Origin of the sequence: Micromonospora peucetia (assembly GCF_900091625.1) — a bacterium.
In the GTDB taxonomy this organism is placed as follows: Bacteria; Actinomycetota; Actinomycetes; order Mycobacteriales; family Micromonosporaceae; genus Micromonospora; species Micromonospora peucetia.
Genome location: NZ_FMIC01000002.1, coordinates 3,408,276 through 3,433,064, shown reverse-complemented (window position 1 = coordinate 3,433,064; position 24,789 = coordinate 3,408,276). Strand labels below are relative to the sequence as shown.

Below are 24,789 nucleotides of genomic sequence, written 5' to 3'. Positions count from 1 at the left end.
AGCCCGGTCCGCCGTGCGGACCGGGCTTCGTCGTGCACCGTGTGCCGTGCGGGGTCAGCCCTTGCCGGCGTGGCTGGCGAGCTGGTCGAGGCCGATGATGATGCCGCCGGTCAGGTCGCCGCCGCCGAAGGCCGCCACCATGGAGAGCGCGGCGAGCCGGGTGTACGTGTCGGGGACGCGCTTGCGGGCCTGCCGGCCGGTGACGATCTCCAACTGCCGCTGGTTGGGCGACACCGCGATCAGGATCGACCGGTCGGGCTCGGCGAGCTGGCGGTGCAGCCGCTCGGCGTGCTCCCGGACCGGCTCGTCGAGACCGCCGACGAACACCGAGAAGACCAGGCCGGTGCCCTGGTCGGCCAGGCGCAGGGCCTCGTCGATGCGCAGCAGCTGGCGGGTCGAGAACGGCCCGTCCAGCACCTCGGGCGGGTTCGGCGTCCCGGCCTGCTTCTCACCAACGGTCACTTGCGCCTCCGGTTCCACCGGCCGGCGCCTCGACACCGGCCCGCTCAAGCTTGTGGCTGGTCAGCGCCGGCGCCTGCGCGCCCGCTGCCAGGGCGGTGCCGGCCGAGTCGGCCAGCTGCTCCGGCCGGCCCAGGAACCAGACCGGAGTGAAGTCGAAGGACCGGCCCGGCCGGTAGCGCTTGGCACCGCCACCGCCACCACCACGGCTACCGGCGTACGCCAAACCGGCGATCACCAGCACCGCAGCCGCCGGGATGCCGACGAATACCAGCAACGTCTCGGTTACAGACAATCCCAACGCCCCCAGGCGGAAGAAGAGACCTCAAGGATCCGGGTCGGGTGGACGATCATGGCGCCGACCGCCCGACACCGCTGCCATTCACGTTAGCGGAGGCCACGGCCCGCCAGATTGCGGGGTGGCGATCCCATCCGCCACTGGAGTGCTCCAGTTGCGCAGCCGTGCCGATCAACCTCGCGTCGTCGCCGTACCGGCCGGTGAGCAGAACCCCCACGGGCAGTCCCTCGGCGGTGACGCCCACCGGCAGCGAGACGGACGGATCACCTGTGACGTTGAAGACGGCACAGTACGGCGAGAACCGGCGTTGCCGGTCGAAATCCTCCGCCGGGTCGCCGCCCTCCGTGAACCAGCCCAGCGGCGCCTGCGGCGCGGCGAGGGTGGGACAGAGCAGCAGGTCGCAGCCGGCGGTACGGCGCGCACCGAGGCGTACCTGCGCCTGGAGTTCGCCGAGCGTGGCGGTGAGGGTGCCGGCGGAGACCTGCGCGCCCCGGGCGCGCAGGTGACGGGTCAGCGGCAGCAGCGCACTCTCCCGCTCGGGCGGCACGGGCGCGAGCGCCAACACGTACCAGACGATCTCGAACAGCGGCCACACCGTCGGCCCGAGGGGGGCGGGGACCTCGACCACCTCGTGACCGGCGGCGGTGAGCAGCGCCGCCGCCCGGTCCACGGCGGCGAGACAGTCCGGGTGGACCGGCTCGTCGGCGAGCATCGGGGCGGTGAACCGCCCGATGCGCAGCGGCCCTGGATCGGCCGCCCGCGCCGAGCCGAGCCAACCGCCGGCGGGCGGGGCGGGCGCCAGGTAGGGCTCCCCCGGCACCGGCCGGGACAGCACGTCGAGCAGCGCCGCCACGTCGGCGACCGTACGCCCGATCGGCCCGTTGGTCGGCAGTCCGTAGGCGCCGAATCCGACCGGCCCACCGGAGACCAGGCCCCGGCTCGGCTTGTAACCGACCAGGCCGCACAGCGACGCGGGGATGCGCAGCGAGCCGCCGCCGTCGGAGCCCTGGGCGACCGGCACCAGGCCGGCCGCGACGGCCGCCGCCGCCCCTCCGCTGGAACCGCCGGCCGTGTACGCCAGGTCCCACGGGTTGCGGGCCGGCGGCGCGACGAGCCCCTCCGAGTAGAGCGAGCAGCCCAGCTCGGAGGTGGTGGTCTTGCCCAGGCTGACCAGCCCGGCCGCCGCCATGAACCGGACCACGTCGGCGTCCACCGGCGGCACGAAGTCGGCGAACGCCGCCGAGCCGAAGGTGGTACGCACCCCGGCGGTGAGGGTGAGGTCCTTGATCGCGGTCGGCACGCCGTGCAGCGGGCCGCGCTCGTCGGCGGGGACGGCGTCAGCGGCGCGGGCCGCCGCGCGGGCCAGCTCCGGGGTGACCGTGACGAACGCGCCGACGGTGTCGGCGAGCGCGTCGACCCGGGTCAGGTGGTGCTCGACCAGCTCGACGCTGGACAGCTCGCCGCCGGCGATCGCGGCGGCCTGCTCCAGCGCGGTCAGGTCGTGCGACTCGGCCATCCCCTCATCCTGCCTGGTCTCACCACCGCTTCGCCGAACGACACGACCGGCCGACTCACGGACGACGAACCGCCGTCAGCGGCCGAGGAAGCGCAGCGCGTTGCCGCCGAGCAGCAGGTCGCGCTGGTCCTCGGTGAGGAAGTCCGCCTCGCGCACCACCCGGCCGACCGGCCGTTCCCCCAGCGGGTACGGGTAGTCGCTGCCGAGCAGCACCCGGTCGGCGCCCATCGTGTCGACCAGCAGCCGCAGCGCCGGCCCGGAGAAGACCACCGAGTCGACGCAGAACCGGTCGACGTACGAGCTGGGTGGGGCGGTCGAGGCCCCGCGTACCAGATCGCCCCGGCGGTGCCAGGCGTTGTCGGCGCGGCCCAGCCAGAACGGGAAGCTGCCACCGCCGTGCGCGAAACAGATCCGCAGCGTGTCGGGCACCCGGTCGAAGACGCCGCCGAGGATCAGCGCCAGCACCGACAGGTGCGTCTCGGCGGGCATCCCGGCGAGCCAGCGGGCCATCCACCGGTCCAGCCGGGGGCCGCCCGGCATGTCCCAGGGATGCACGAAGACCGGCGCGCCCACCTCGGCGCAGTGCGTCAGGAACTCCACGATCCCGGCGTCGTCGAGGTCACGGTCGCCGACGTGGTTGCCGATCTCCACCCCGGCGTGTCCCGCCGCGAGGCAGCGGTCCAGTTCGGCGCAGGCCGCCGCCGGATCCTGCAACGGCACCTGGCAGAACGGCACCAGCCGGTCACCGCCGGCGGCGGTGACCTCCAGGGTGAGGTCGTTGAAGATCCGCGCCACCTTGACCGCCTGGTCGGCGGGGCGGTCGTAGCTGAAGAAGACCGGGGTCGGCGAGACGACCTGCACGTCGACGCCGTCGGCGGCCATGTCGCCGAGCCGGGTCGGCGCGTCCCAGCACTCCGCCCCGACCGGGCGGAACTCCGTCTCGCCCACCATGATCATGGCGGCGCGCTCGGAGTCGACCCGCAGCCGGGGCCAGCCGGACCCGCCGCACGCCGCGCCGAGGTCCGGCCACCCCTTCGGTACGACGTGCGTGTGCACGTCGACCACCGGCGGCCGGGCCGGCCCGGGCCCGGCGGGCATCAGCCCCTGCCCGGATGCAGCGCGCCGCAGTTCGCGCAGGTACGCGCGGCCTCGTCGGCGTAGAACGCCGCGAAGACCGGGGGCAGGTCGGCGGCGATGTCCCGGACCTGCAACTCCACCTCGTGCACCTGGTGCCCGCACTCGGTGCAGTACCACTGGAACTTCTCCAGCGTGCCCTCCTCGCGGACCCGCTCCACGACCACGCCGATCGAGCCGGCCTCCGGGCGCTGCGGCGAGTGCGGGGTGTTGCGCGGCAGCATCCACATCTGCCCCTCGCGCACGTGCACCGTACGCGGCCCCTGCGGGGTCATCAGGTTGACGTGCATGTTGCCCTTGACCTGGTAGAAGAACTCCTCGTACGGGTCGACGTGGAAGTCGGTGCGCTGGTTCGGCCCGCCCACCACCATCACGATGAAGTCGTCCCCGCCCGGGAACATCTCCCGGTTGCCGACCGGCGGCTTGAGCAGGTGCTGGTTCTCCGCGATCCAACCGGGGAAGCTGAACGGCTCCGCGATCTCACTCACGACTGACCTCCTGACGGAAGAAGGGCCACGGCCTGAATCTCGACGAGCAGGTGCGGGTGCGGCAACTGGTGCACCGCCACCGTGGTGCGGGTCGGGCCGGTCGCGTCGAAGAACTCGGCCCACACCTCGTTGTAGCCACCGAAGTCGTTCATGTTGACCAGGTAGCTGGTGACCTGCACCAGGTCGGACAGGTCGGCGCCGACCGAACGCAGCAGGTCCTGGACGTTGCCGATCACGGCCCGGGTCTGCGCCCGGATGTCGAGGTTCGTCGTGCCGAACTCGTCGACCTCGACACCGGCGAAGGTGTTGTCCGGCAGCCGCGACGACGTACCGGACACGAAGACGAAACCGCCGGCGACCTTGACGTGCGGGAAGGCGCCCCGGGGGACGGCCTTGCCCGCGACGACCCGCGCCTGCCCGCTCACGCCGACGCCCGCAGCGAGGCCGAGCCGAGCTTCTCCACCACGGCGCGGACGTGGGCTCCGGGGCGCAGCGGCACGGCGGCGGTCGCGGCGCCGGCGAGGAAGACCCATCCTTCGCGCAGCCGCACCCCGTGCCGGCCGGCGAGTCGGATGCCCTCGTCGAGGGCCCGTCGGGGGTCGCCGAGGATGGCGGCGGTCGAGCCGACCTGCGCCACCCGTCCGTCGACCTCCAGCAGCACGCCCAGGTTCTCCACCCCGTCCGGCACCGGGCACCACGGCCCGATGACGAACGCGGCGGCCGAGGCGTTGTCGGCGACGACATCCGGCAGGGAGAAGGTGAAGTTCGCGTACCGGGAGTCGATCAGCTCGATCGCCGGGGCGACGGCCCGGACCGCGTCGGTGAAGTCACCGACCGGCTCGCCGGGCTCGGGAAGCCGGTCCAGCAGGAACGCCACCTCCGGCTCGGCCCGGGGGTGGATGAAGGCGGCCGGGTCGACGCTGCCGCCGTCGGGCACCCGCATGGTGTCGGTGAGCCGGCCCCAGATCACCTCGTCCACGCCGACCTGGGCCATCTTCGCCTTGCTGGTCAGACCCATCTTCAGCCCGACGAGGCGCTCGCCCCGGTCCAGCCGGCGCTGGATCAGCGCGGTCTGCACCGCGTACGCGGCGTCGACGTCGAGACCCGTCTCGGCGGCCAACTGCCCGATCGCGGTGGCGGTGTCCGCCGCCACGCCCAACCGCTCGGCGATCCCCGCGGTGTCCGGCCCGATCATGTTGCATCACCCTTCTGTCCTCGGTCGCCGGCCAGGTCCAGCGCCACGTCGACGATCATGTCTTCCTGTCCGCCGACCATCCGGCGGCGGCCCAACTCGACCAGGATCGACCGGACGTCCACGCCGTAACGGTCCGAGGCCCGCTCGGCGTGCCGCAGGAAGCTCGAATACACCCCGGCGTAGCCGAGGGACAGCGTCTCCCGGTCGACCTGCACCGGCCGGTCCTGCAACGGCCGGACGATGTCGTCGGCGGCGTCCATCAACGCGAACACGTCACAGCCGTGCTGCCAGCCGTGCAGCTCGGCGACCGCGACGAACACCTCCAGCGGCGCGTTGCCGGCCCCGGCGCCCTGCCCGGCCAGCGAGGCGTCCACCCGCACCGTCCGCCCGGACGGCGACCCGGGCGGGCCGTCGCCGAGGATCCGGCCGTGCTCGACCGCGACCACGCTGTTCGCCACCCCGAGGGACAGGTTGTGGTGGGCGTGGATGCCGATCTGCGTCTCCGGCTCCAGCACCTGCCGGTACGCGTCCACCCGCTGGGCCACGTCCGACATCAGCAGCCGGCCGCCCGAGTCGGTGACGTAGACGCAGTGCGCCCCGTACGACTCCATCAGCTTGGCCTGGGCGGCCAGCCCGGCCGGATCGTTCATGTGCGACATCATCAGGAAGCCGGCCACGTCCATGCCGTTCTCCCGCGCCCACCCGATGTGTTGGGCGGAGATGTCGGCCTCGGTGCAGTGGGTGGCGATCCGCACGCTGGTCACGCCGAGCGCCTTCGCCGCCTTCAGGTCGGCGATCGTGCCGATGCCGGGCAGCAGCAGGGTGGTCAGCTTCGCGGTCGTCATCACCTCGGCCGCCGCCGCGATCCACTCGGCGTCGCTGGCCGCGCCGTGGCCGTAGTTGACGCTGGAGCCGGCGAGCCCGTCACCGTGCGCCACCTCGATCGCGGCCACCCCCGCCGCGTCCAGCGCGGCGGCGATCGTGCGCACCTGCCCGACGGTGTAGCGGTGGGCGACCGCGTGCATGCCGTCGCGCAGCGTCACGTCCTGGATGTACAGGTCGGTCACGAGAGGACCTCCGAAACGGCCTCGGGCCGCAGCGCGACCAGTCGTTCCGCGGTACGCAGCGCGGCCGAGGTCATGATGTCCAGGTTGCCCGCGTACGCCGGCAGGTAGTGCCCGGCGCCGGAGACCTCCAGGAACACCGACACCTGCAACCCGGTCAGGTGCCGACCCAGCGCCGGCACGTACGTGTCGACCCGGTCGAACTGCACGTCCTGCTTCAACCGGTAGCCGGGCACGTACTCCCGCACCGTGGCCACCATCCGCGCCACGGAGTCGGCGATCGCCGTCCGGTCGGCGTCGGCGTCCGGGCAGAGGCAGTAGACGGTGTCGCGCATCAGCAGCGGCGGGTCCGCCGGGTTGAGCACGATGATCGCCTTGCCCCGCCCGGCGCCGCCGACCACCTCGATCGCCCGCGCCGTGGTCTCGGTGAACTCGTCGATGTTCGCCCGCGTCCCCGGCCCCGCCGACTTCGACGCGATCGACGCCACGATCTCGCCGTACGCCACCGGTGTGACCCGGCCGACGGCGGCGACGATCGGCACGGTCGCCTGCCCGCCGCAGGTCACCATGTTGACGTTCCGCTCCCGCAGGTGCTCGTCGAGGTTGACCGGCGGCACCACGTACGGGCCGATGGCCGCCGGGGTCAGGTCGACCACCGTGCGGCCGTGCGCGGCCAGCACCGTGTCGTTGTGCCGGTGCGCGCCCGCCGAGGTGGCGTCGAACACCAGCTCGACGTCGGCGAACTCCGGCATCGCCACCAGGCCGTCGACGCCCCCGGCGGTCGTCGCCACACCTAGGCGCCGAGCCCGGGCCAGGCCGTCCGAGTCCGGGTCGATGCCGGCCATCGCCACCATCCGCAACGACTCCGACAGCCGCAACACCTTGATCATCAGATCGGTGCCGATGTTGCCGGACCCGATCACCGCCACGCCGGTGGTCATGAGGCCGCCCTTCCGAAACAGGTCCGCACCGAACCGAGACCGGAGATCCGCGCCTCGTACGCCGCGCCCGGCGTCACCGGCACCATCGGGCCGAGCGCCCCGGAGAGCACCACGTCGCCCGCGCGCAACGGATCGCCGGACCGCGCCATCGTGCGCGCCAGCCACTCCACGGCGTGCAGCGGGTTGCCCAGGCAGGCCGCGCCCGCCCCGACCGAGACCGGCTCACCGGCCTGTTCGAGGACCATGCCGCACAACCGCAGGTCCACGTCGGCGAGCCGCCGGGGCGCGGTACCGAGCACGAACAGCCCGCTGGAGGCGTTGTCCGCGACGGTGTCCACGATCGAGATGTCCCACCCGGCGACCCGCGAGTCCACGATCTCGATCGCCGGCAGCACGTGGTCGACCGCCCGGATCACATCCGCACCGGTGATCCGCTCGTCGGGCAGGTCCGTGCCGAGCACGAACGCGACCTCCGCCTCGACCCGGGGCTGGAGCAGCCGGTCCATGGCGACCTCGGCGCCGTCGGGCACCGCCATGCTGTCCAGCAGCACCCCGAAGTCCGGCTGGAAGACGCCGAAGCTCTCCTGCACCGCCCGGGAGGTCAGCCCGATCTTCGCGCCCACCCGCCGGTGGCCCCGCTGCGACCACTGCCGCACCTGGAGCTGCTGGACGAGGTACGCCGACGTGACGTCCCCCTCGGGCAGCAGCCGCCCGCGCAGCGGCGGGCAGGGCTTGCCGTTCTCCCGCGCGTCGACCAGTTCCCGGGCCGCGGCTTCGTAGTCAATGCTCATGTCGGCTCGCTCGCCGTGCTCGCTCATGTCGGCTCCTCGCTGCGCTCGCTCATGACAGGTCCACGCAGACGTTGGTGAGTTCGGAGTAGAAGTCGAGTGAGTGCACGCCGCCCTCGCGCCCGATGCCGGACGCCTTCACCCCGCCGAACGGGGTACGCAGGTCGCGCAGGAACCAGGTGTTCACCCACACGATGCCGGCGTCGAGCCGGGCACCCGCCCGGTGCGCCCGACCGACGTCGCGGGTCCAGACCGTCGCCGCCAGTCCGTACGGGGTGCCGTTGGCCAGCGCGTACGCCTCGTCCTCGTCGTCGAACGGGGCGACGTGCACCACCGGGCCGAAGATCTCCTCGGTGTTGGTGCGGGCCTGCGGGCCCAGCCCGGTCAGCACCGTCGGCAGCACGTACGCGCCGCCGTCGCGGGCGTCGCCGAACCGCGGCGCTCCGCCCCCGGTGAGCACCTCGGCGCCCTCGGTGCGGGCCAGTTCGTAGTGGCCGAGCACCTTGTCGCGGTGCTGGTGCGAGATCAGCGGCATGTTCACCGTCGCCTCGTCGGCGGGCCACCCGTACGGCAGCTCGGCGGCCCGCTCGGCGAGCCGGGCGGTGAACTCCTCGAACACCGGGCGCTGCACGTAGATCCGCTCGGTGCAGAGGCAGACCTGACCGCCGTTGGTGAAGCTGGAGCGCACCGAGCCGGCCACCGCCGCGTCCAGGTCGGCGTCGGCGAAGACCAGACCGGCGTTCTTGCCGCCCAGCTCGAAGGAGACCGCCTTCACGCCTTCGGCCGCCGCCCTCATGATGGTGCTCCCGGTGGCCGACTCGCCGGTGAAGGTGATCGCGTCCACCCCCGGATGGCGGGTGAGGAACTCCCCGGCCGAGTCCGGGCCGAAGCCGTGCACCAGGTTGAACACGCCGTCGGGCACGCCCGCGGCGGCCATCACCTCGGCGAGCAGGGTCGCCGAGGCCGGCGTCTCCTCGCTGGGCTTCACGATCACGGCGTTGCCGCAGGCCAGCGCGGGAGCCACCTTCCAGGTGAGCAGCAGCAGCGGCAGGTTCCACGGCACGATCACCGCCACCACACCGACCGGCTTGCGGACCGCGTAGTTGAGTGCCCGGCCGCCGGTCGGCGTGACCGTGGTGAAGGACTCGGTCGGCGCGGTCGCCACGATCTCCGCGAAGGCGCGGAAGTTCGCCGCGCCGCGCGGGATGTCCAACGTGCGCGCCTGCGAGATCGACTTGCCGGTGTCGGCGACCTCGGCGGTGACCAGGTCGTCGAAGCGGCGCTCCAACTCGTCGGCGACCCGACGCAGCACCTCCGCGCGTTCCCGCTCCCCCATCCGGCCCCACGGCCCGCGCAGCGCCGCCCGCGCGGCGGCGACCGCGTCGTCCACGCACGCCCGGTCCGCCTCGGCGACCTCGAAGACCGGCTCCCCGGTGACCGGGCTGCGTTTCGTGAACCGCCGCCCGGCCTCGACGAACTCGCCGCCGACGAAGTTGCGCAGCAGGCCCGGGCCGTCGGGCGCCCGCCCGGCCATCAGCCGGGGATCCCAGGTCACGGTCATCGACGCCTCCCCCGGCTGATCGTGAGGCCGACCGCGCCGGCCAGCAACGCCGCCGCCCCGGCGGCCACCGCCCCGAGCACCCGGTGCTGCCGGCGGACCCGCCGACGCACCTGGGCGTACGGGGTGGTCGAGAAGGACACCAGCTCGTACCGGGAGACGTACCGGCCCGGCAGCAGCCGCTCCAGCGCGTGCTCGACCTTCCGGCCGGCCTGGAACAGCGGCGAGGCGACCTTGTCCCGCATCTCCACGAAGTTGGCCAGCGCCATCTGCGCGATCGCCTCGGCGTTCTCCTGCCGCCGCTGCTGGAACAGCGGCAGCGCCTCCGACCAGTCGTCGGCGCACTCGTCCAGGCAGCGGTCCAGCTCGACCACGTCCTCGAAGGCGCAGTTCGCGCCCTGGCCGTAGAACGGGACGATGGCGTGCGCCGCGTCGCCGAGCAGGCCGACCCTCCCGTACGCCTGCCACGGGGTGCAGCGGACGGTGCCGAGCACCCCCACCGGGTTGTGCTGGTAGTCGTCGACCAGGCCCGGGGCGAGCGGCGGCAGGTCCGGGTAGTGCTCGGCGAAGTGCCGCTCGATCGCCGCCGGGCTGCCCAGCGAGGCGAAGCTGGCGGTGCCGTGGGTGGGCCAGAAGAGCGTGCAGGTGAACGAGCGGTCCGGGTTCGGCAGCGCGATCATCATCGAGGTGCCGCGCGGCCAGATGTGCAGCGCCTCCGGGTCGAGGGCGAAGTCCCCGCCCAGCGGCGGGATCGTCAGCTCCTTGTAGCCGTAGTCGAGGAAGTCCACGCTCTCGGTCAGCAGCCCGTACGCCAGCAGCTGCCCGCGCACCGCCGAGCCGGCGCCGTCGGTGCCGAGGACGACCGACGCGGTGGCCGCGACCGTGCCCTGCGGGGTCTCGAAGGTCATCCCGCCGTTGGTCGGGTCGAGCCCGACGAGCCGGTGGTCGAAGGCGACCCGCACCCCGGGCAGGCTGGTGGCCGCGTCCAGCAGGGCGTTGTTCAGCGCGCCCCGGCTGATCGAGTTGATCGCCCGGTCGCCGGAGGCGCTGTACGACTGGAACTGCGCCTCGCCGTCCACGGGGTGGATCATCCGGCCCCGCATCGGCAGCCCGTCCGCCAGCACCTGCTCGTCCAGGCCGATCCGGCGCAACGCGTCCAGGCCCCGCTCGGAGAGCGCCAGGTTGATGGAACGTCCCCGCTCGACGGTGCCGGTACGCGGGTCGGGCCGCCGCTCGTAGAGCGCCACCGGGTGGCCGCGCCGGGCCAGGAAACAGGCCAGCAGGCAGCCGGCCAGCCCCGCCCCGACCACCGCGATCTCGTCCCGCTCGTCGGTCATGAGCCCGTCTCCGTTCGCGACTGCGGGGCTCGCAACCCCGGCTCACTCCTCGCGCTCACCGGTTCACCTCCACGGTCGCGGCCAGCGCGTCGGCGACCCGCCAGCAGTCGTGGAACGTGCAGTAGAGCGGCACCGGGGCGAACCGGATAATGTCAGGCTCCCGGGCGTCGGCGATCACGCCGTGCTCGTGCCGCAGCCGCTTGGCCAGCTCGGCCGCACTGCCCGCGCCGATGCGCACCGAGAGCTGGCTGCCCCGCCGCTCCGGCTCGCGCGGAGTGACCACGGTCAGCGGACGGTTCGCGGTCACCTCGTCCAACAGCCCCGCCAGGTAGCCGGTGAGCCGGACGCTGCGCTCGCGCAGCGCGGGCATCCCGACGGCGTCGAAGAGCTCCAGCGAGGTCCGCACCGGGCCCATCGCGAAGATCGGCGGGTTGGAGATCTGCCAGGCCTCCACGGTGGCCGGCGGCCGGGATTCGGGGGTCATCTCGAACCGGGTGGCCGCCTCGGTGCTCCACCAGCCCTCGAAACGGGGCAGGTCCGCATCGCCGAGGTGCCGCTCGTGCACGAAGACGCCGGCCAGCGCGCCGGGCCCGGAGTTCAGGTACTTGTAGGAGCACCAGGCGGCGAAGTCGACGTCCCAGTCGTGCAGGGCCAGCGGGACGTTGCCGGCGGCGTGCGCCAGGTCCCAGCCGACCACGGCCCCCGCCGCGCGGCCGGCGGCGGTGATCGTCGGGATGTCCATCAGCTCGCCGGTCAGGTAGTTGACCCCGCCGAGCAGCAGCAGCGCCACCGTGTCGCCCTCGGCGGCCAGGTAGCCGGTCACGTCCTCGGTGCGCAGGGTGTCCTCGCCGGCGCGGGGCCGTAGCCGGACGACGGCGGCGTCCGGGTCGAGGCCGTGGAAGCGGGCCTGACTGCGCACGGCGTAGCTGTCCGAGGGGAAGGCGCTGTCCTCGATGACGATCCTGGTCCGCGCACCGGCCGGCCGGTAGAAGCTGACCATCAGCAGGTGCAGGTTGACCGTCAGGGAGTTCATCACCACGACCTCCGCCGGGGCGGCGCCGACCAGTCGCGCGGCCGGCGCCGTCAGCAGCTCGTGGTACGGCAGCCAGGGGCGCTCCGCCTCCAGGTGCCCCTCGACGCCGAGCCGGCGCCACGCGTCCAGGTCGGCGACGAGTTCGTCGCGGGTGGCCCGGGGTTGCAGGCCGAGGGAGTTGCCGGCCAGGTACGCGGCGTCGCGGAAGCGTCCGCCGTCGGCCGGCGGCACGTGGAACAGGTGGCGGTGCCCGGGATGGGCGGCGTCGAGACGGCGCGCCTCGGCCTCACCGGCGGCGAACCCGGACGACTCGGGTGCGGGGGTGTTCATGGGGTTCTCTCGCTCTCGGGTCACATCGCTGTCCGGGCCGACCACAGCTCGGGGAAGACCACCCGGGCCATGCTGCGCTGCAACCACGCCAGTCCGGCGGAGCCACCGCTGCCGACCTTGGCGCCCATCGTCCGTTGCACCGCCTTGACGTGGTGCTGCCGCCAGTCGCCGAACTGCTCGGCCACCTCGGTCAGCGCCTCGCCCAACATCCGCAGGTGGTTCTCCGGGCCGGGCTCGGCGTAGATCCGCACCCAGGCCGCCTCCACGGCGGCGTGCGGCTGGTGCTCGACGGTGAACTCCCGGTCGAGCAGGTCGGCCGGCAGGTCGTGGCCGTGCCGGGCCAGCAGGGCGAGCACGTCGTCCCAGAGGCTCGGCGCCGCCAGGGTGGCCCGCAGGTCGGCGTACACGTCGCTCTGCCGGCGGAACGGCCGGATCAGCGTCTCGTCGCGGAGGCCGAGCAGGAACTCCAGGTGGCGGTACATCGCCGACTGGAAGCCGGAGCCCTCGCCCAGCAGGTTGCGGAACCGGTTGAAGTCGGCCGGGGTCATCCAGCGCAGCCCCTTCCAGGCCGCGTTGAGCCCCTCCAGGTGCAGCGTGGCACGGCGCAGCGGGGCCAGCGCGTCCCACACCCGGTCCGCCCGCAGCAGCCGCTGCGCGTCGCGCAACTCGTGGCAGGTCAGCCCGAAGTACAGCTCCATGATCTGGCTGACCATCAGGAAGGACATCTCGCCGGGGTCGTCGCTCAGCGGCTGCTGCAACCGGTGCAGCGTGCTGGCCTGCACGTACGTGTCGTACGGCACCCGCTCGGTGAACTCCAGCGTCGGTTCGCCGCCGTTGCGGGCGGCGCGGACCGCGCGCTGGCTCGGGGTCGCCGGGCGCACTGCCGCCTGGGCGGGTACGCGCAGGTCGGTCTGCTCCACCGGTGCCTCCCTCTGCTCTGCGTCACCCGGGACGGCCGTCGGCCGTCCGGTTTCGGGATGACAGACATGTTCTCTCGGCGGAACCCCCGAATGGAATGCCGGATCAACGGCACTCACCCCGTCTGACCTGCGGCGCGAAAGGCATGAGCCGGTTTCGGCTTCGAGAAAGTAAGGTCGGCTCATGGACGACATGGACTGGGCGCTGTTGCGGGAACTGCAGGCCGACGCACGGCTCTCCTTCAGCGAACTCTCCCGGCGGGTGCACCTGTCGCCGCCGGCCGTCGCGGAGCGGGTACGCCGACTGGAGGAATCCGGGGTGATCACCGGCTACCACGCCCGCGTCGACCTGACCCGGGCCGGCCGCACGGTGGTCGCGCTGATCCGGATGTCCTGCTACGGGTCGCGGTGCATCCTGCACGATCCGGACGTGGCCGGCTGGCCGGAGATCCTGGAGATCCACCGCATCACCGGCGACGCGTGCAGCATGCTCAAGGTCGCCGCCGGCTCGATCGGCGACTTCGAGGGGGTCATCGACCGGCTCGCCCCGTACGGCCAGCCGTCCAGCACGATGGTGCTGTCCACCCCGTTGGAGTGGCAGCCCGTCACCCCGTCACCCTCGGCCGACCGGCCCCGCTGACCCGCCCCGGGTTTGCCCCCCGGCCAGCGGGAAAGCAGGCCCTGTTGCCCGGGGAGGATTCCGGTGTTCGTCACCGGAAGGGGGGATCATGCCGGTGCTCACAGCGTTCCAACGTGCCCTGACCCGCGCCCTGACCGTGTTGGGCCTGGTCGGGGCGTTCGTCCTGACAACCGTCGCACCCGCCTGGGCGGGTGAGAACACCTTCGTCGAGGTGGTGCCCAACAGCGCGCAGGCCGGCACCCGGGTCAACATCCGGGCCGGTTGCGACAACGCCAACAACCGCCAGGCCAGCGTCCGTTCCGACGCGTTCGGCGGCCCGGTGGTGCTACGGCCGGACAACGGCTTCCTGACCGGCCAGGTCACCATCCCGGGCAACAAGCAGCCCGGCGACTACCCGGTCGACCTGCGCTGCGACAACGGCAAGACCGCGACCACCACGTTGACCGTGCTGAACATGGAGCAGCCCAGCAAGGGCCCGGCGACCGGGGGCGGCGGCACCGCCGGAGCCTCGGGCACCGGCACCATGCTGCTGGTCGGCGGCCTCGCGGTGGTGGGCCTGGCCGTGGGCTTCGGCTTCTTCGGCAACCGCCGCCGGACCGGGGCCGGTTCCTGACCCGCCGTCGCCATGACCGGCTCCCAGAGGCGTACCAGGCGATCGGATCCGGGCCGGGTCCGGGCGGCCACCCGGCGGGCGCTGCGGGCGTCCCGCCGGGCGGCGGCCGCGGCCTCCCGGCGGCTGCGCCGGGTGGCCGGGGAGGCGGTATCGGCGAGCGTCGCCACCACCGACCCGGCGGCCGGACCGCTGCCCGCCCGACCCCGGTACCGCCGGGTTCCGGCCGGCCGTCGCCGGCTTGGCTCCGGCCGGGGTCCCGGCCTGCCGGTCCTGGTGATCGGGACGCTGATGGCGCTGATCGTCACGATGCTCGGCGTGGAGCGGATCGCCGGCGTGAGCGTGCTGCCGGAACGCTTCCTCGCCGGGCTGCGGCCCGCGCCGAAGAAGTTCCCGGTGCTGCCCGCCAGCCGGCCGGTCGGCATCGCCATCGACCCGATCGACGTTGAGGCGCCCGTGCACGGCGTCGGCATCGCCCCGGACGGCAGCATCGCGGTGCCGGACGCCGCCCGCGCCCAGGAGGCCGGCTGGTACGACCAGGGGCCGACCCCCGGGCAGTACGGCCCCTCGGTGATCGTCGGACACGTCGACACGACCACCGGGCCGGCGGTCTTCCACAAGCTGCGGGACCTGCGGGACGGGGACCGGATCGAGGTCGCCCGGCAGGACCGCTCGGTGGCGGTCTTCGAGGTGGACTCGGTCGAGCGTTTCGACAAGGACCAACTGCCGGCGGGCGAGGTCTTCGGGGACTTCAGCCGCCCCCGGCTGCGCCTGATCACCTGCGGCGGGCGCTGGGTGGGCGGGGAGACCGGGTACGCCGACAACGTGGTGGTCTTCGCGTCCCTGGTCCGGGCCCGCACCGGGTGACCGGCCGCACCAGCGGGGGCCGTCGGCACCGCCTGCTGCGCCCGGGGCGTGCCGGTCGGTCAGGCGGCCTCGGGCTCGCGCAGGTCGAGCCAGTCGGCCCAGCGGGGATCCGGCGCCCGGTGGCCGAGCACCCGCCAGGCGGTGCCCTTCGGGGCCGCCGGCAGCGCGTGCAGCCGCCAGCCCAACTCCGCCGGCGTCTTGTCGCCTTTGGTGTGGTTGCACCGGGCGCAGGCCGCGACGACGTTCTCCCAGGCGTGCCGGCCGCCCCGGCTGCGGGGGAAGACGTGGTCGATGGTCTCGGCGGGGCCCCGGCAGTAGGCGCAGCGCCAGCCGTCCCGGGCGAAGATGGCGCGGCGGGAGAGCCCGACGTGGGTGCGGTAGGGCACCCGCACGAAACGGGTGAGCCGGACGACCGACGGCACCGGCAGCGCGTCGCGGGCGCTGTGCAGGATGCCGTCGCCGTCGGCGACGCAGACCGCCTTGGCGGAGAGCACGAGAATGGCGGCACGACGTACCGACACGACGCACAGCGGCTCGTAGGTGGCGTTGAGGACCAGCGCACCGGAGCCCACCGTGGGTCGTATGTCAGGCATCGCGTTCACCCTCCCGGTTCAGCGGCCCCTGCTCACCACCGCCGACCGGGAACGGGCACAGCGACCCACCACGGCCGACGCCGGTCGGATCACCGACGTCCGTGCGCCCATCGTCCCTGATCGGACCCCGGATTGCACGTACTAATGTCGGAAGCCGCTTAGGCAACGCCCGGAAAGGGGCAGATCTCGCCTCTGAGCAGGGCTGGCCCCCTCAACTCCTCTCGATGTCTTACCCCCGTTTTGAATCTCGGTTGTGCCGGATCCGTGCCCGATGATCATGCTTACGCATTCAGCTCGATGAATTTGATCAAGGCGGCCCAAGATCACTAGCGTGCCTGAGGTTGAGCGGGAAGCCCTCTTGGAGCTTACAGTTTGGATCAAGGGCAATTGAAGATCACTGAGCCCTTCCCCAACCTCCCACGACCAAGGAAAAGAACCTGGAATGGAGGGTGGCAGCACCGGGTGTCCGTTAGTACACACGCCCTTGCGCCGCGCGTAGTCCCGTTGCGGGGTCGTCAATCGGTCCGGGTGCGGAGGCTCCGCGCCCGTCGCGCAACTCCAGTTGCACCCGCCCGCGGGTGACGACCCCGAACGCGTCGCGCCACTCGGCCGCGACCACCGCGACACGCGCGCCACCGCGCAGCGCGAGCGTCCGCACCGGGACTACTCCGTGCCGTCTGCCGGCAGGCGCTCGGGCAGCCCGAGCCGCGGGAACTGGTCGTCGTGGAAGGTGGTGATTTCGGTGATCGCTCCGCCGGTGACGCGCAGGACGTCGATCGTCAGCGGCAGGTACGCGCCCTCCCGCTTCCGCCAGTGGTAGAAGGCGACGGCGGGCTGCCGGTTCACGGAGGTGGGGACGGCCCGCAGACCCGTCATGCCCTCGAAGCCGTCGTCGATCCAGTTGTTCACCACCGAGTCGCGGCCGACGTACAGGCCCGGCGTGGGTGGCATCGAGCAGCGGACGTCGTCGTGCAGCATCGCGGTGAGGCGGTCGATGTCCGTGGCCACGCTGGCGTCGGTGAAGCGGCGCACCAGCTCACGCGTCCCGGCGTCCTCCTCGCCGCCGGTCCAGTCCTGCCGCTCGGCGGGCAGGTGCTCCCGCATGCCGGCGCGGGCCCGCTGCAGCGCACTGTTCACGGAGTTGACGGAGTCCCCGAGAAGCTCCGCGACCTCCTTCGCCGGCCAGCCGAGCACGTCCCGCAGGATCAGCACGGCCCGCGGGCGCGGCGCGAGGTGCTGGACCGCGACCAGGTACGCCAGCTCGATCGTCTCCCGCGCGACGGCGACGGTCTCCGGCTCGTCCGCCTCGCCCGCGGGCAGCTCGTCGAGCAACCGATCCGGGTAGGGCTGTAGCCACCGCACCTCGCCGCCGGTCGCAGGCTCCGGGCGACACTTGGCGAGCAGGTCCAGGCAGGCGTTGGTGGCGATCCGGTACAGCCAGGCCCGGAACGTCGACCGCCCCTCGAAGGTCTCCCGCCGCCGCCAGGCACGCAGGAACGTCTCCTGCACGGTGTCCTCGGCGTCCTCGAACGACCCGAGCATCCGGTAGCAGTGCACGTGCAGCTCCCGCCGGTGCCGCTCCGCCAGCCCCGAGAACGCCGGCTCGTCGACCTCGCCCAGACCGCTCCCGCCCAGCCTGCTCACGCCCAGCTCCTCCAACCGCGTGTCCGCTCTCATCACGTCATCCTTCCGCCTCGTCGTGTCCCGTCACAGGTGTGACGGGTACGGGCGCGACAACTCATCACTAGGGCGGTCGGCATGACCGGAGTGCCCCGCGGCGAAGCGGGAAGCCCTCTCGAAACGCTGGCCCTGGGTTCTCCTGTCCCTCATCGCCGTGGCGTGGCACAGGTGCGCCAGCCGCTCCTGCGGGCGTGGGCGATGAGGACGACCGGTTCGCCCGCGTCCGACGGCGCGGCCCTCCCGACGGGGGCCGGGCCGGGTCACGACGCGGAGGGTCGGCGGGATCCGGCCCGGCCGCGTGGGGTACGAAGACAACGTGACCGCTGCCAGCCTGACGCCGCTCGCCCTGCCCGTCGTCGAGGCGCCGGATCCCGATCCGTCGCCGACCTGCCTGGACGACGTCCTCTGCAAGGGCGTCTTCGACATGACCGGCTCGGTGTGGTTCGCCGAGGGCAGCTACTGGATCCTGCTCAAGCCGCTGCGGATCATGATGATCGTGCTGCTGGCGGTAGCCGCCCGGTGGCTGGTGCACCGGACGATCAGCCGCCTGGTGCGTACCACCACCGACGCGGGCGTACCGACCATGCTGCGACCGCTGCGCGAGCGGATCCCCAGCGCCGCCGTCGAGCCGGGCGAGTTCGTCCCGGAGCGGCGCCGGCAGCGGGCCGAGGCGATCGGTTCGGTGCTGCGCAGCATGAGCACCGCGTTCATCTTCGGAATCGCGCTGCTGATGATCCTCAAGGAGTTCAGCTTCGACCTGGCCCCGCTGCTGGCCAGCGCCGGCATCGCGGGCGTGGCCCTCGGCTTCGGCGCGCAGAGCCTGGTCAAGGACCTGATCGCCGGCCTGTTCATGCTGATCGAGGACCAGTACGGCGTCGGGGACACCGTTGACCTCGGCGAGGCGACCGGCGTGGTGGAGGCGGTCGGGCTGCGGGTCACCACCGTCCGCGACGGGCGGGGCGTGCTCTGGTACATCCGCAACGGCGAGATCGTCCGGGTGGGCAACAAGAGCCAGGGCTGGGCCCTGGTCGTGGTCGACCTGCCGATCGGCTTCGCCGGCACCGAGGAGGCCACGGCCGTGCTGCGGACCGCCGCCGCCTCGGTGGCGATGGACCCCGACCTGGCCCCGGAGATCGTCGAAGCACCGGAGGTGCTGGGCGTCGAGCAGATGACGGTCGACGGCGCGGTCATCCGCACGGTGGTCAAGACGACTGCCGACGGGCAGTTCGCCGTCGGCCGGGAGCTGCGTCGTCGGCTCGCCGAGTCGCTGGAGAACTCCGGCATCACCGCCAAGATCGCCGCCGCCCGGTTCTATCCCGGCGTCCCGATCCGTACCCCCGGCGAGACCGGGCAGGGCGGCGCCACCTGAGACGCCCGGGGCGACGACCGTCGGGGGTCGCGGGCCGGGCGGCCCCTCGGGTATCGTCCGTTCGTTCAGTCGGAGATGCGACGATCAACCCCTTCGCCCTAGCCACTCGTCGGACGATCGGGCAAAATCCGGTGCACGCGCTCCCCGGAGCGTGATCACGTCCTCGCTGATCCGCACATCTGACGACGGTTCCCGGGCCTTCCATCACGAGTGGCCTGCCCAGGGGAACGATGGAGGCGACGGTGCCCGACGAGCGACCATCCCCGGAAGGACCGGCAACCTTCCGCGAGGTGTTCGCCAATCGAGAATACGGCGCTGTCTTCTCGGCGAGCGCTCTCTCCTGGATCGGCGACTACGTCGCCAAGGCCGCGGTCACCCTGCTGGTCTACGAGGAGACCCGGTCCGTCGCGCTCTCCGCCGCCGCCTTCGCGGTGAGCTACCTGCCCTGGCTGGTCGGCGGCCCCCTGCTCGCCACGCTCGCGGAGCGGCACCGCTACCGGCAGGTCATGGTGATCTGCGACGTCGTCCGGATGGTGCTGATGGTGGGCATCGCCATCCCCGGCATGCCCGTCCCGGTGATCCTGGCCCTGCTCTTCGCCACCACGCTCGCCAATCCACCGAGCCAGGCCGCCAAGTCGGCGCTGATCCCCCTGCTCCTCACCGGGGACCGCCTGGTGGTCGGGCTGTCGATGATCAGCAGCGTCGGCCAGGCCGCCCAGGTCGTCGGCTATCTGGCGGGCGCCGCCATCGCCGCGTTCAACCCGACCGCCGCGCTCCTGGTGAACGCGGCGACCTTCGCCCTGTCCGCCGCGTTGGTCCGCTTCGGCGTGGCGGACCGACCGCCGGCGATGACCGCCGCGCACCGCAGCCACCTGCTGCGGGAGACCGCGCAGGGCTTCCAGATCGTGTTCGGCACCCCGGTGCTGCGGTCCATCGCCCTGCTGGTCTTCGCCGCCATGCTCTTCTCGGTGGTGCCGGAGGGCCTCGCCGCCGCCTGGGCGAGTGAGCATGCCGGCCGCCTGGACGCCGGCGCCGCCCAGGCCATCATCATGGCCGCGAACCCCGTCGGCTTCATCCTCGGCGGCCTGATCGTCAGCCGGGCCTTCGGGCCGGACCGCCGGCTGAGCCTGATGCGACCGTTGGCGGTGCTCTCCCCACTGGCCCTGGTGCCGGCCCTGCTCGACCCGCCGCCGTTGGTGGTGGCGTTGCTCGCCGCGGCCTGCGGGTTCGCCGTCGCCGGCATGCTGCCGGTGGCCAACGGGCTCTTCGTCCGGGCCCTGCCCGACGGCTTCCGGGCCCGCGCCTTCGGCGTGATGGCGACCGGTGTCCAGGTCATCCAGGGCATGGCCGTCCTGATCACCGGGCTGCTGGCCGAGCGATACTCCATCCCGCTCGTGGTCGGGGTGTGGAGCGCCGTCGGGGTGCTGCTGATGACGCTCGCCGCCCTGCGCTGGCCGAGCCGCTCGACGATCGACGCGGCGATCGCGGCGGCCCAGGCGGGCGGGCCGGACGGCCTCTTCAGCCCGGCGAAGGCGCGGCGGCCGGCCGAGGACGAACGGCGCGGCGGGTCGCCGGACGACTGGGCGGTCGCCCCGGCGCGGCGGGACACCAGCGGCACACGGTGACCCGGCCCACAGCCGCCACCCTCCGGACGCCCGGCGCGGCACCTGGCAGGATGGAACGGTGAATGCCGCAGGTGAGTCAGACCGTCCTGGTGCGTCGATGACCCTCTTCGAAGCGGTCGGCGGCGAGCCCACCTTCCGCAAGCTGGTGGACGAGTTCTACGCCGGGGTCGCCACCGACCCGCTGCTGCGCCCCATGTATCCCGAGGAGGACCTGGGCCCCGCCGCAGACCGGATGACCCTGTTCCTCATGCAGTACTGGGGCGGCCCCAACACGTACTCGGCGCAGCGGGGGCACCCGCGGCTGCGAATGCGCCACGCGCCGTTCCGGATCGGCGCCGCCGAGCGGGACGCGTGGCTGCTGCACATGCGCCGAGCCGTCGACCGGCTCGACCTGCCGCCGGAGATCGCCACCGCGCTGTGGGACTACCTGGAGCGGTCCGCCTACTTCATGGTCAACGCGATGGAGGACCCGGCGGGGCCGGCCTGACACGCCGGCCGTCCGGGCGTCCCGGTGGACGCCCGGACGTGCGTCGGGCGGGTCAGAGCAGGGCGCCCTCGTCGTGCAGCCAGTCCACGAAGCTGGTGGCGACCGCCGCGCCACAGTCGAGCATCTCGACCAGGAGCGCGTCGTGCGCCCCGGCACCGAACGGCACCTGCAACTCCGCGTAGATCGGCAGTTGGCCGCGCTCGGTCGGGTCGCCGATGTATGCCTTGCAGAAGCGGCGGGTGTGGTTCCACTCGTTGACCACCCGGTAGGCGCGGTCGGCCCAGTCCGGCGGCACCGTCGCATGCGGACGGGCCCGCATCACCAGGATCTCGTCCTCCGGACCCTCCAGTGTGACCAGCACGGCGTGCCGCTCCCACATGGCCAGCAGGTTGCCGTCGCCGTCGGCCAGATGGCGCACGTCGAGCATGTCGAGTGCGTCGCAGACACGACGCAGAGTGACCGGCTCGACCGTGGCGGGCATCTCCGCGATCACGGCTCGTTCCGTCGGCGGGCAGTCGTCTCCCGGCTGACGGGGGGTCGGTGGCCCGACCCGGACGGTGCTCTCCACTGTGATCCCGCTCCGCCTTTCCGGGTCGCCGCCGCCGTTGGCGGGACCGGGGCGCCATGACCACCACGGCATCGCTTGCGCACCTCACTCCCCAGCGGATCCAGTCGCCTACGTTGCGTTGGATCCGAGGATGGACGGTACCCGGACAGCCGGGTTGAAGCACCCCCCCAACGGCAGCACCAGGACAGAAGAATGACCACGGGTCATCCGAACGGATGAACTCAGACGGGCCGCAGGGCAAGATCGGTGGCCTTCTGCGACCAGATCGCTCCGTACGGTCCCACCAGACCGACCCATCGGCCGACCGCCCGCACCTGGACGTCGCCCCCGCCGACCGCCCCGGCGGACCCCTCGGCGGCACCCAGGAAGCCCATCCGGACCAGTCCCTGGACCATCCGCTGGGTCACCTCGACCGGTTCGCCGGGCGGGTCTTCGGGGGTGACCACCACCGGCACGTGGTCGAGCAGCGCGTCGCGCAGCGCCCGCTGCCCGACCGCACGCCCCGCCACGCCCCGCGTGCTGGCGTCACGCAGGGCACCCGCCGCCGCCGCCGCGATCCGCCGCAGCTCCCCGCCCGGCAGCGTCTCCACCCGCCGGCTCGCGGCGGGCGGCAGCGGCCACCGCCACCGCTCGTCCCGCCGCGCCGGCAGGGCCCCGCCGCCGCCCGCCAACTCGGCCAGCAGCTCGCCGGCCGGGACCGTCGCGTCGCCGGGGCCGTCGCCTGCCACCGTACGGACGACCAGTACGCCCCACGGCAGGCGCCCCCAGAGGGCCGTACGCCCCGTCGTGCCGGCTGACCGGAGTCGGACCGGCGCGTCGCGGTCCAGCCGGACGAGGCGGGCCAGGAAGGCCCCCGCGTCGGCGGCGTCCGCGATCCCGTGCCCGCCGGCGACCGCGCCGCCGGCACCGGCCTCCGCCGGCCCGGTCGGCCCGGCGGTCGCCGTCACGCCACCCCGCCCTGCGACGCGTACGTGAGCAGGAACGTCCGCTCCTCCGGGGTGATCCGCCGGGGCCGCTGCCGGGTCAGGTCGAAGGGCACCAGCACCGAGCGGGCGCGACTGGCCAGGACCTCGCCGTCGAAGAGCTCGTAGGCGACGGTGAACGACGCGCCCCGGATCTCCTCCACCCACAGCTCGATGCGAACGGTGGGGGCGGCCTCCGCGGTGGCCCGGCCGAGCGCGTACTCGACCGGGCGCAGGTAGTCGATCTCGTGCCGACTGATCACGACGCCGTCGGCGAACGAGCCCACTCCCCACGCCCGGCCGCCGGCGAACATCAACGCCACCCGCGCCTCCTCGTAGAGGGTCAGGAAGCGCGAGTTGTTGATGTGGCCGTACGCGTCCAGGTCGGACCACCGCAGCGTGCAGTGGTAGACAAAACGGTCGCTCATGATCGGCAGCGGTCCGCCCTGCTAGTCACGGGTCAGCTTGCGGTAGGTCACCCGGTGCGGGCGGGCCGCCTCCGCGCCGAGACGGTCGATCTTGTTCTTCTCGTACGCCTCGAAGTTGCCCTCGAACCAGAACCACTTCGCCGGGTCCTCGTCGTCACCCTCCCAGGCCAGGATGTGCGTGGAGACCCGGTCGAGGAACATCCGGTCGTGGGAGATGACCACGGCGCAGCCGGGGAACTCCAGCAGCGCGTTCTCCAGGCTGGAGAGGGTCTCCACGTCCAGGTCGTTGGTCGGCTCGTCGAGCAGGATCACGTTGCCGCCGATCTTCAGCGTCAGCGCCAGGTTGAGCCGGTTGCGCTCGCCGCCGGAGAGGACCTTGGTCGGCTTCTGCTGGTCCGGTCCCTTGAACCCGAACGCCGCGATGTACGCCCGCGACGGCATCTCGACCTTGCCCACCATGAGGTAGTCCAGGCCGTCGGAGACGACCTCCCAGACGCTCTTGTCGCCGTCGAGGCCCTGCCGGTTCTGGTCGACGTACGACAGCGAGACGGTGGGGCCGACCCGGACGTCCCCGCTGGTCGGCTCCTCCAGCCCGACGATGGTCTTGAACAGCGTGGTCTTGCCGACGCCGTTGGGGCCGATGATGCCGACGATGCCGTTGCGCGGCAGCGAGAACGACAGGTTGTCGATCAACAGCCGGTCGCCGAAGCCCTTGCTCAGGCTCTGCGCCTCGATCACCGTGCTGCCCAGGCGCGGGCCCGGCGGGATCTGGATCTCCTCGAAGTCGAGCTTGCGGGTCTTCTCCGCCTCGGTGGCCATCTCGTCGTACCGGTCGAGGCGGGCCTTGGACTTGGTCTGCCGCGCCTTGGCGTTGGAGCGGACCCACTCCAACTCCTCGGTGAGCCGCTTCTTCATCTTGGCGTCGCGGCGCCCCTCGACGGCCAGCCGGGCGGCCTTCTTCTCCAGGTAGGTGGAGTAGTTGCCCTCGTAGCCGATGGCCCGGCCACGGTCCAGTTCCAGGATCCAGCCGGCCACCTTGTCCAGGAAGTACCGGTCGTGCGTGATCGCCATGACGGTGCCGGCGTACTTGGCCAGGTGCTGCTCCAGCCAGGAGACGCTCTCCGCGTCCAGGTGGTTGGTGGGCTCGTCGAGCAGCAGCAGGTCGGGCGCCTCCAGCAGCAGCTTGCACAGCGCCACCCGGCGGCGCTCACCACCGGAGAGCTGGGTCACGTCGGCGTCCGGCGGCGGGCAGCGCAGCGCGTCCATGGCCAGTTCGAGCTTGGAGTCGATGTCCCAGGCGTCGAGGTGGTCCAGCTCCTCCTGGAGCCGGCCCATCTCCTCCATCAGCTCGTCGGAGTAGTCGGTGGCCATCTGCTCAGCGATCTTGTTGAACCGCTCCAGCTTGACCTTGGTCTCGGCGACCGCCTCCTCGACGTTGCCGAGGACGGTCTTGGCGTCGTTGAGCGGGGGCTCCTGGGCGAGCATGCCGACGGTGTAGCCGGGCATCAGCCGAGCCTCGCCGTTGCTCGGCTTGTCCAGCCCTGCCATGATCTTGAGGAGGCTGGACTTACCGGCGCCGTTCGGGCCGACCACACCGATCTTGGCACCCGGCAGGAAGCTCAGCGTCACGTTGTCGAGCACGACCTTGTCGCCGTGCGCCTTGCGCGCCTTTTCCAGGACGTAGATGTACTGGGCCACGGTGCGGGCTACCTCCGTAAGGTTGCGACTGGGGGCCGGCGGGCGCGGGATGCGGGCTTCGAGCTCCGCCCGCCGCCGCCGGCCGCTGACCGGCCGCACGCACGCACGCCATCGTCAATCCTGACAGGTACGCGCCGTCGCGCCCACATCACCCCGCCCCGACGGCCCCGACGCGCCGCGACACCCCTGCTTTCCGAGCAGGGG

General features: G+C 72.7%; 26 protein-coding genes. 6 read left to right on the top strand and 20 right to left on the bottom strand.

Going from position 1 to position 24,789, the window contains the following annotated elements; genetic code table 11:
- Positions 1-54: 54 nt before the first annotated feature.
- The 14 genes from GA0070608_RS16110 to GA0070608_RS16045 all read right to left on the bottom strand — a co-directional run bounded on the left by GA0070608_RS16110 (position 55) and on the right by GA0070608_RS16045 (position 13,061).
- A complete protein-coding gene (locus tag GA0070608_RS16110) occupies positions 55-462 on the bottom strand; it encodes a DUF5130 family protein (protein ID WP_091628814.1) in 408 nt (135 codons plus the stop codon).
- Positions 449-754 (bottom strand): aa3-type cytochrome oxidase subunit CtaJ, encoded by a 306-nt coding sequence (gene ctaJ / locus GA0070608_RS16105; protein WP_438268545.1) that lies wholly within the window; start codon positions 752-754, stop codon positions 449-451. The genes GA0070608_RS16110 and ctaJ overlap by 14 nt, the downstream gene beginning before the upstream one ends.
- A gap of 55 nt (positions 755-809) precedes the next feature.
- On the bottom strand, positions 810-2,273 hold the full coding sequence (locus GA0070608_RS16100; RefSeq protein WP_091628810.1) for an amidase: 1,464 nt from the start codon (positions 2,271-2,273) through the stop codon (positions 810-812).
- A 75-nt stretch (positions 2,274-2,348) separates the two neighbouring features.
- A complete protein-coding gene (locus GA0070608_RS16095) occupies positions 2,349-3,371 on the bottom strand; it encodes an amidohydrolase family protein (protein WP_091628808.1) in 1,023 nt (340 codons plus the stop codon).
- The gene (locus GA0070608_RS16090; protein WP_091628805.1) at positions 3,371-3,895 is read right to left on the bottom strand and encodes a 3-hydroxyanthranilate 3,4-dioxygenase; all 525 of its coding nucleotides are present in this window, start codon (positions 3,893-3,895) and stop codon (positions 3,371-3,373) included. Before GA0070608_RS16090 ends, GA0070608_RS16095 begins: the two co-directional genes overlap by 1 nt.
- Positions 3,892-4,320 (bottom strand): RidA family protein, encoded by a 429-nt coding sequence (locus GA0070608_RS16085; RefSeq protein ID WP_091628802.1) that lies wholly within the window; start codon positions 4,318-4,320, stop codon positions 3,892-3,894. The genes GA0070608_RS16090 and GA0070608_RS16085 overlap by 4 nt, the downstream gene beginning before the upstream one ends.
- Entirely contained in the window at positions 4,317-5,090 is a 774-nt protein-coding gene (locus tag GA0070608_RS16080; RefSeq protein WP_091628800.1) for a 2-keto-4-pentenoate hydratase, read from the bottom strand. The genes GA0070608_RS16085 and GA0070608_RS16080 overlap by 4 nt, the downstream gene beginning before the upstream one ends.
- On the bottom strand, positions 5,087-6,157 hold the full coding sequence (dmpG, locus tag GA0070608_RS16075) for a 4-hydroxy-2-oxovalerate aldolase (protein ID WP_091628798.1): 1,071 nt from the start codon (positions 6,155-6,157) through the stop codon (positions 5,087-5,089). Before dmpG ends, GA0070608_RS16080 begins: the two co-directional genes overlap by 4 nt.
- Positions 6,154-7,095 (bottom strand): acetaldehyde dehydrogenase (acetylating), encoded by a 942-nt coding sequence (locus GA0070608_RS16070; protein WP_091628796.1) that lies wholly within the window; start codon positions 7,093-7,095, stop codon positions 6,154-6,156. Before GA0070608_RS16070 ends, dmpG begins: the two co-directional genes overlap by 4 nt.
- Complete coding sequence (locus tag GA0070608_RS16065) at positions 7,092-7,886, bottom strand: 2-keto-4-pentenoate hydratase (protein ID WP_091635241.1); 795 nt, start codon at positions 7,884-7,886, stop codon at positions 7,092-7,094. The genes GA0070608_RS16070 and GA0070608_RS16065 overlap by 4 nt, the downstream gene beginning before the upstream one ends.
- A 49-nt stretch (positions 7,887-7,935) precedes the next feature.
- Positions 7,936-9,417, bottom strand: coding sequence for a 2-hydroxymuconic semialdehyde dehydrogenase (locus GA0070608_RS16060; RefSeq protein WP_091635237.1), 1,482 nt, complete (start codon positions 9,415-9,417; stop codon positions 7,936-7,938).
- Between the two features lie 23 nt (positions 9,418-9,440).
- Positions 9,441-10,778 (bottom strand): FAD-dependent oxidoreductase, encoded by a 1,338-nt coding sequence (locus tag GA0070608_RS16055; RefSeq protein WP_091628793.1) that lies wholly within the window; start codon positions 10,776-10,778, stop codon positions 9,441-9,443.
- Between the two features lie 55 nt (positions 10,779-10,833).
- Positions 10,834-12,141, bottom strand: coding sequence for a kynureninase (gene kynU / locus GA0070608_RS16050; RefSeq protein WP_091628791.1), 1,308 nt, complete (start codon positions 12,139-12,141; stop codon positions 10,834-10,836).
- Between the two features lie 20 nt (positions 12,142-12,161).
- On the bottom strand, positions 12,162-13,061 hold the full coding sequence (locus tag GA0070608_RS16045; protein ID WP_091628789.1) for a tryptophan 2,3-dioxygenase: 900 nt from the start codon (positions 13,059-13,061) through the stop codon (positions 12,162-12,164).
- Between the two features lie 181 nt (positions 13,062-13,242).
- Between GA0070608_RS16045 and GA0070608_RS16040 the strand changes: the two genes are divergently transcribed.
- The 3 genes from GA0070608_RS16040 to GA0070608_RS16030 all read left to right on the top strand — a co-directional run bounded on the left by GA0070608_RS16040 (position 13,243) and on the right by GA0070608_RS16030 (position 15,175).
- Positions 13,243-13,698 carry an Lrp/AsnC family transcriptional regulator gene (locus GA0070608_RS16040; RefSeq protein WP_091628787.1) on the top strand — a complete coding sequence of 152 codons (456 nt, stop codon included), beginning with the start codon at positions 13,243-13,245 and terminating at the stop codon, positions 13,696-13,698.
- Between the two features lie 88 nt (positions 13,699-13,786).
- A complete protein-coding gene (locus GA0070608_RS16035) occupies positions 13,787-14,311 on the top strand; it encodes a hypothetical protein (protein WP_091628785.1) in 525 nt (174 codons plus the stop codon).
- A 12-nt stretch (positions 14,312-14,323) separates the two neighbouring features.
- Positions 14,324-15,175 (top strand): class F sortase, encoded by an 852-nt coding sequence (locus GA0070608_RS16030; RefSeq protein ID WP_091628783.1) that lies wholly within the window; start codon positions 14,324-14,326, stop codon positions 15,173-15,175.
- A gap of 59 nt (positions 15,176-15,234) precedes the next feature.
- Here GA0070608_RS16030 and GA0070608_RS16025 read toward each other — a convergent pair whose 3' ends face one another.
- Both GA0070608_RS16025 and GA0070608_RS16015 read right to left on the bottom strand, forming a co-directional pair.
- Positions 15,235-15,768: an HNH endonuclease gene (locus GA0070608_RS16025; RefSeq protein ID WP_091628780.1), complete on the bottom strand. Its 534-nt coding sequence runs from the start codon at positions 15,766-15,768 to the stop codon at positions 15,235-15,237.
- 663 nt (positions 15,769-16,431) lie between these two features.
- Positions 16,432-17,445, bottom strand: a complete 1,014-nt coding sequence (locus GA0070608_RS16015) for an RNA polymerase subunit sigma-70 (protein WP_091628775.1) — start codon at positions 17,443-17,445, stop codon at positions 16,432-16,434.
- 319 nt (positions 17,446-17,764) lie between these two features.
- On the opposite strand from GA0070608_RS16015, the gene GA0070608_RS16010 reads away from it, so the two are divergent.
- The 3 genes from GA0070608_RS16010 to GA0070608_RS16000 all read left to right on the top strand — a co-directional run bounded on the left by GA0070608_RS16010 (position 17,765) and on the right by GA0070608_RS16000 (position 20,929).
- Positions 17,765-18,817 (top strand): mechanosensitive ion channel family protein, encoded by a 1,053-nt coding sequence (locus tag GA0070608_RS16010; RefSeq protein ID WP_425413232.1) that lies wholly within the window; start codon positions 17,765-17,767, stop codon positions 18,815-18,817.
- A gap of 230 nt (positions 18,818-19,047) precedes the next feature.
- Entirely contained in the window at positions 19,048-20,442 is a 1,395-nt protein-coding gene (locus GA0070608_RS16005) for an MFS transporter (RefSeq protein ID WP_091628769.1), read from the top strand.
- A 58-nt stretch (positions 20,443-20,500) separates the two neighbouring features.
- Positions 20,501-20,929 (top strand): globin, encoded by a 429-nt coding sequence (locus tag GA0070608_RS16000; RefSeq protein WP_091628767.1) that lies wholly within the window; start codon positions 20,501-20,503, stop codon positions 20,927-20,929.
- Between the two features lie 52 nt (positions 20,930-20,981).
- On the opposite strand, the gene GA0070608_RS15995 is transcribed toward GA0070608_RS16000, so the two are convergent.
- The 4 genes from GA0070608_RS15995 to ettA all read right to left on the bottom strand — a co-directional run bounded on the left by GA0070608_RS15995 (position 20,982) and on the right by ettA (position 24,585).
- Complete coding sequence (locus tag GA0070608_RS15995; RefSeq protein WP_091628764.1) at positions 20,982-21,569, bottom strand: type III secretion system chaperone family protein; 588 nt, start codon at positions 21,567-21,569, stop codon at positions 20,982-20,984.
- 149 nt (positions 21,570-21,718) lie between these two features.
- Positions 21,719-22,444: a DUF8185 domain-containing protein gene (locus GA0070608_RS15990; protein WP_176733737.1), complete on the bottom strand. Its 726-nt coding sequence runs from the start codon at positions 22,442-22,444 to the stop codon at positions 21,719-21,721.
- Positions 22,441-22,887: an acyl-CoA thioesterase gene (locus GA0070608_RS15985; protein WP_091628762.1), complete on the bottom strand. Its 447-nt coding sequence runs from the start codon at positions 22,885-22,887 to the stop codon at positions 22,441-22,443. The genes GA0070608_RS15990 and GA0070608_RS15985 overlap by 4 nt, the downstream gene beginning before the upstream one ends.
- A 21-nt stretch (positions 22,888-22,908) precedes the next feature.
- Positions 22,909-24,585 (bottom strand): energy-dependent translational throttle protein EttA, encoded by a 1,677-nt coding sequence (gene ettA / locus GA0070608_RS15980; protein WP_091635229.1) that lies wholly within the window; start codon positions 24,583-24,585, stop codon positions 22,909-22,911.
- Between the last annotated feature and the right edge of the window lie 204 nt (positions 24,586-24,789).

Coding starts and splice junctions, on each gene's coding strand:
- GA0070608_RS15995 (WP_091628764.1), bottom strand. CDS start 21,569: ATGCCGTGGTGGTCATGGCGCCCCGGTCCCGCCAACGGCGGCGGCGAC.
- GA0070608_RS16005 (WP_091628769.1), top strand. CDS start 19,048: ATGGAGGCGACGGTGCCCGACGAGCGACCATCCCCGGAAGGACCGGCA.
- GA0070608_RS16025 (WP_091628780.1), bottom strand. CDS start 15,768: ATGCCTGACATACGACCCACGGTGGGCTCCGGTGCGCTGGTCCTCAAC.
- GA0070608_RS16035 (WP_091628785.1), top strand. CDS start 13,787: ATGCCGGTGCTCACAGCGTTCCAACGTGCCCTGACCCGCGCCCTGACC.
- GA0070608_RS16070 (WP_091628796.1), bottom strand. CDS start 7,095: ATGACCACCGGCGTGGCGGTGATCGGGTCCGGCAACATCGGCACCGAT.
- GA0070608_RS15985 (WP_091628762.1), bottom strand. CDS start 22,887: ATGAGCGACCGTTTTGTCTACCACTGCACGCTGCGGTGGTCCGACCTG.
- GA0070608_RS16095 (WP_091628808.1), bottom strand. CDS start 3,371: ATGCCCGCCGGGCCCGGGCCGGCCCGGCCGCCGGTGGTCGACGTGCAC.
- GA0070608_RS16040 (WP_091628787.1), top strand. CDS start 13,243: ATGGACGACATGGACTGGGCGCTGTTGCGGGAACTGCAGGCCGACGCA.
- GA0070608_RS16065 (WP_091635241.1), bottom strand. CDS start 7,886: ATGAGCATTGACTACGAAGCCGCGGCCCGGGAACTGGTCGACGCGCGG.
- GA0070608_RS16030 (WP_091628783.1), top strand. CDS start 14,324: ATGACCGGCTCCCAGAGGCGTACCAGGCGATCGGATCCGGGCCGGGTC.
- GA0070608_RS16060 (WP_091635237.1), bottom strand. CDS start 9,417: ATGGCCGGGCGGGCGCCCGACGGCCCGGGCCTGCTGCGCAACTTCGTC.
- GA0070608_RS16100 (WP_091628810.1), bottom strand. CDS start 2,273: ATGGCCGAGTCGCACGACCTGACCGCGCTGGAGCAGGCCGCCGCGATC.
- GA0070608_RS16015 (WP_091628775.1), bottom strand. CDS start 17,445: ATGAGAGCGGACACGCGGTTGGAGGAGCTGGGCGTGAGCAGGCTGGGC.
- GA0070608_RS16080 (WP_091628800.1), bottom strand. CDS start 5,090: ATGATCGGGCCGGACACCGCGGGGATCGCCGAGCGGTTGGGCGTGGCG.
- kynU (WP_091628791.1), bottom strand. CDS start 12,141: ATGAACACCCCCGCACCCGAGTCGTCCGGGTTCGCCGCCGGTGAGGCC.
- GA0070608_RS16055 (WP_091628793.1), bottom strand. CDS start 10,778: ATGACCGACGAGCGGGACGAGATCGCGGTGGTCGGGGCGGGGCTGGCC.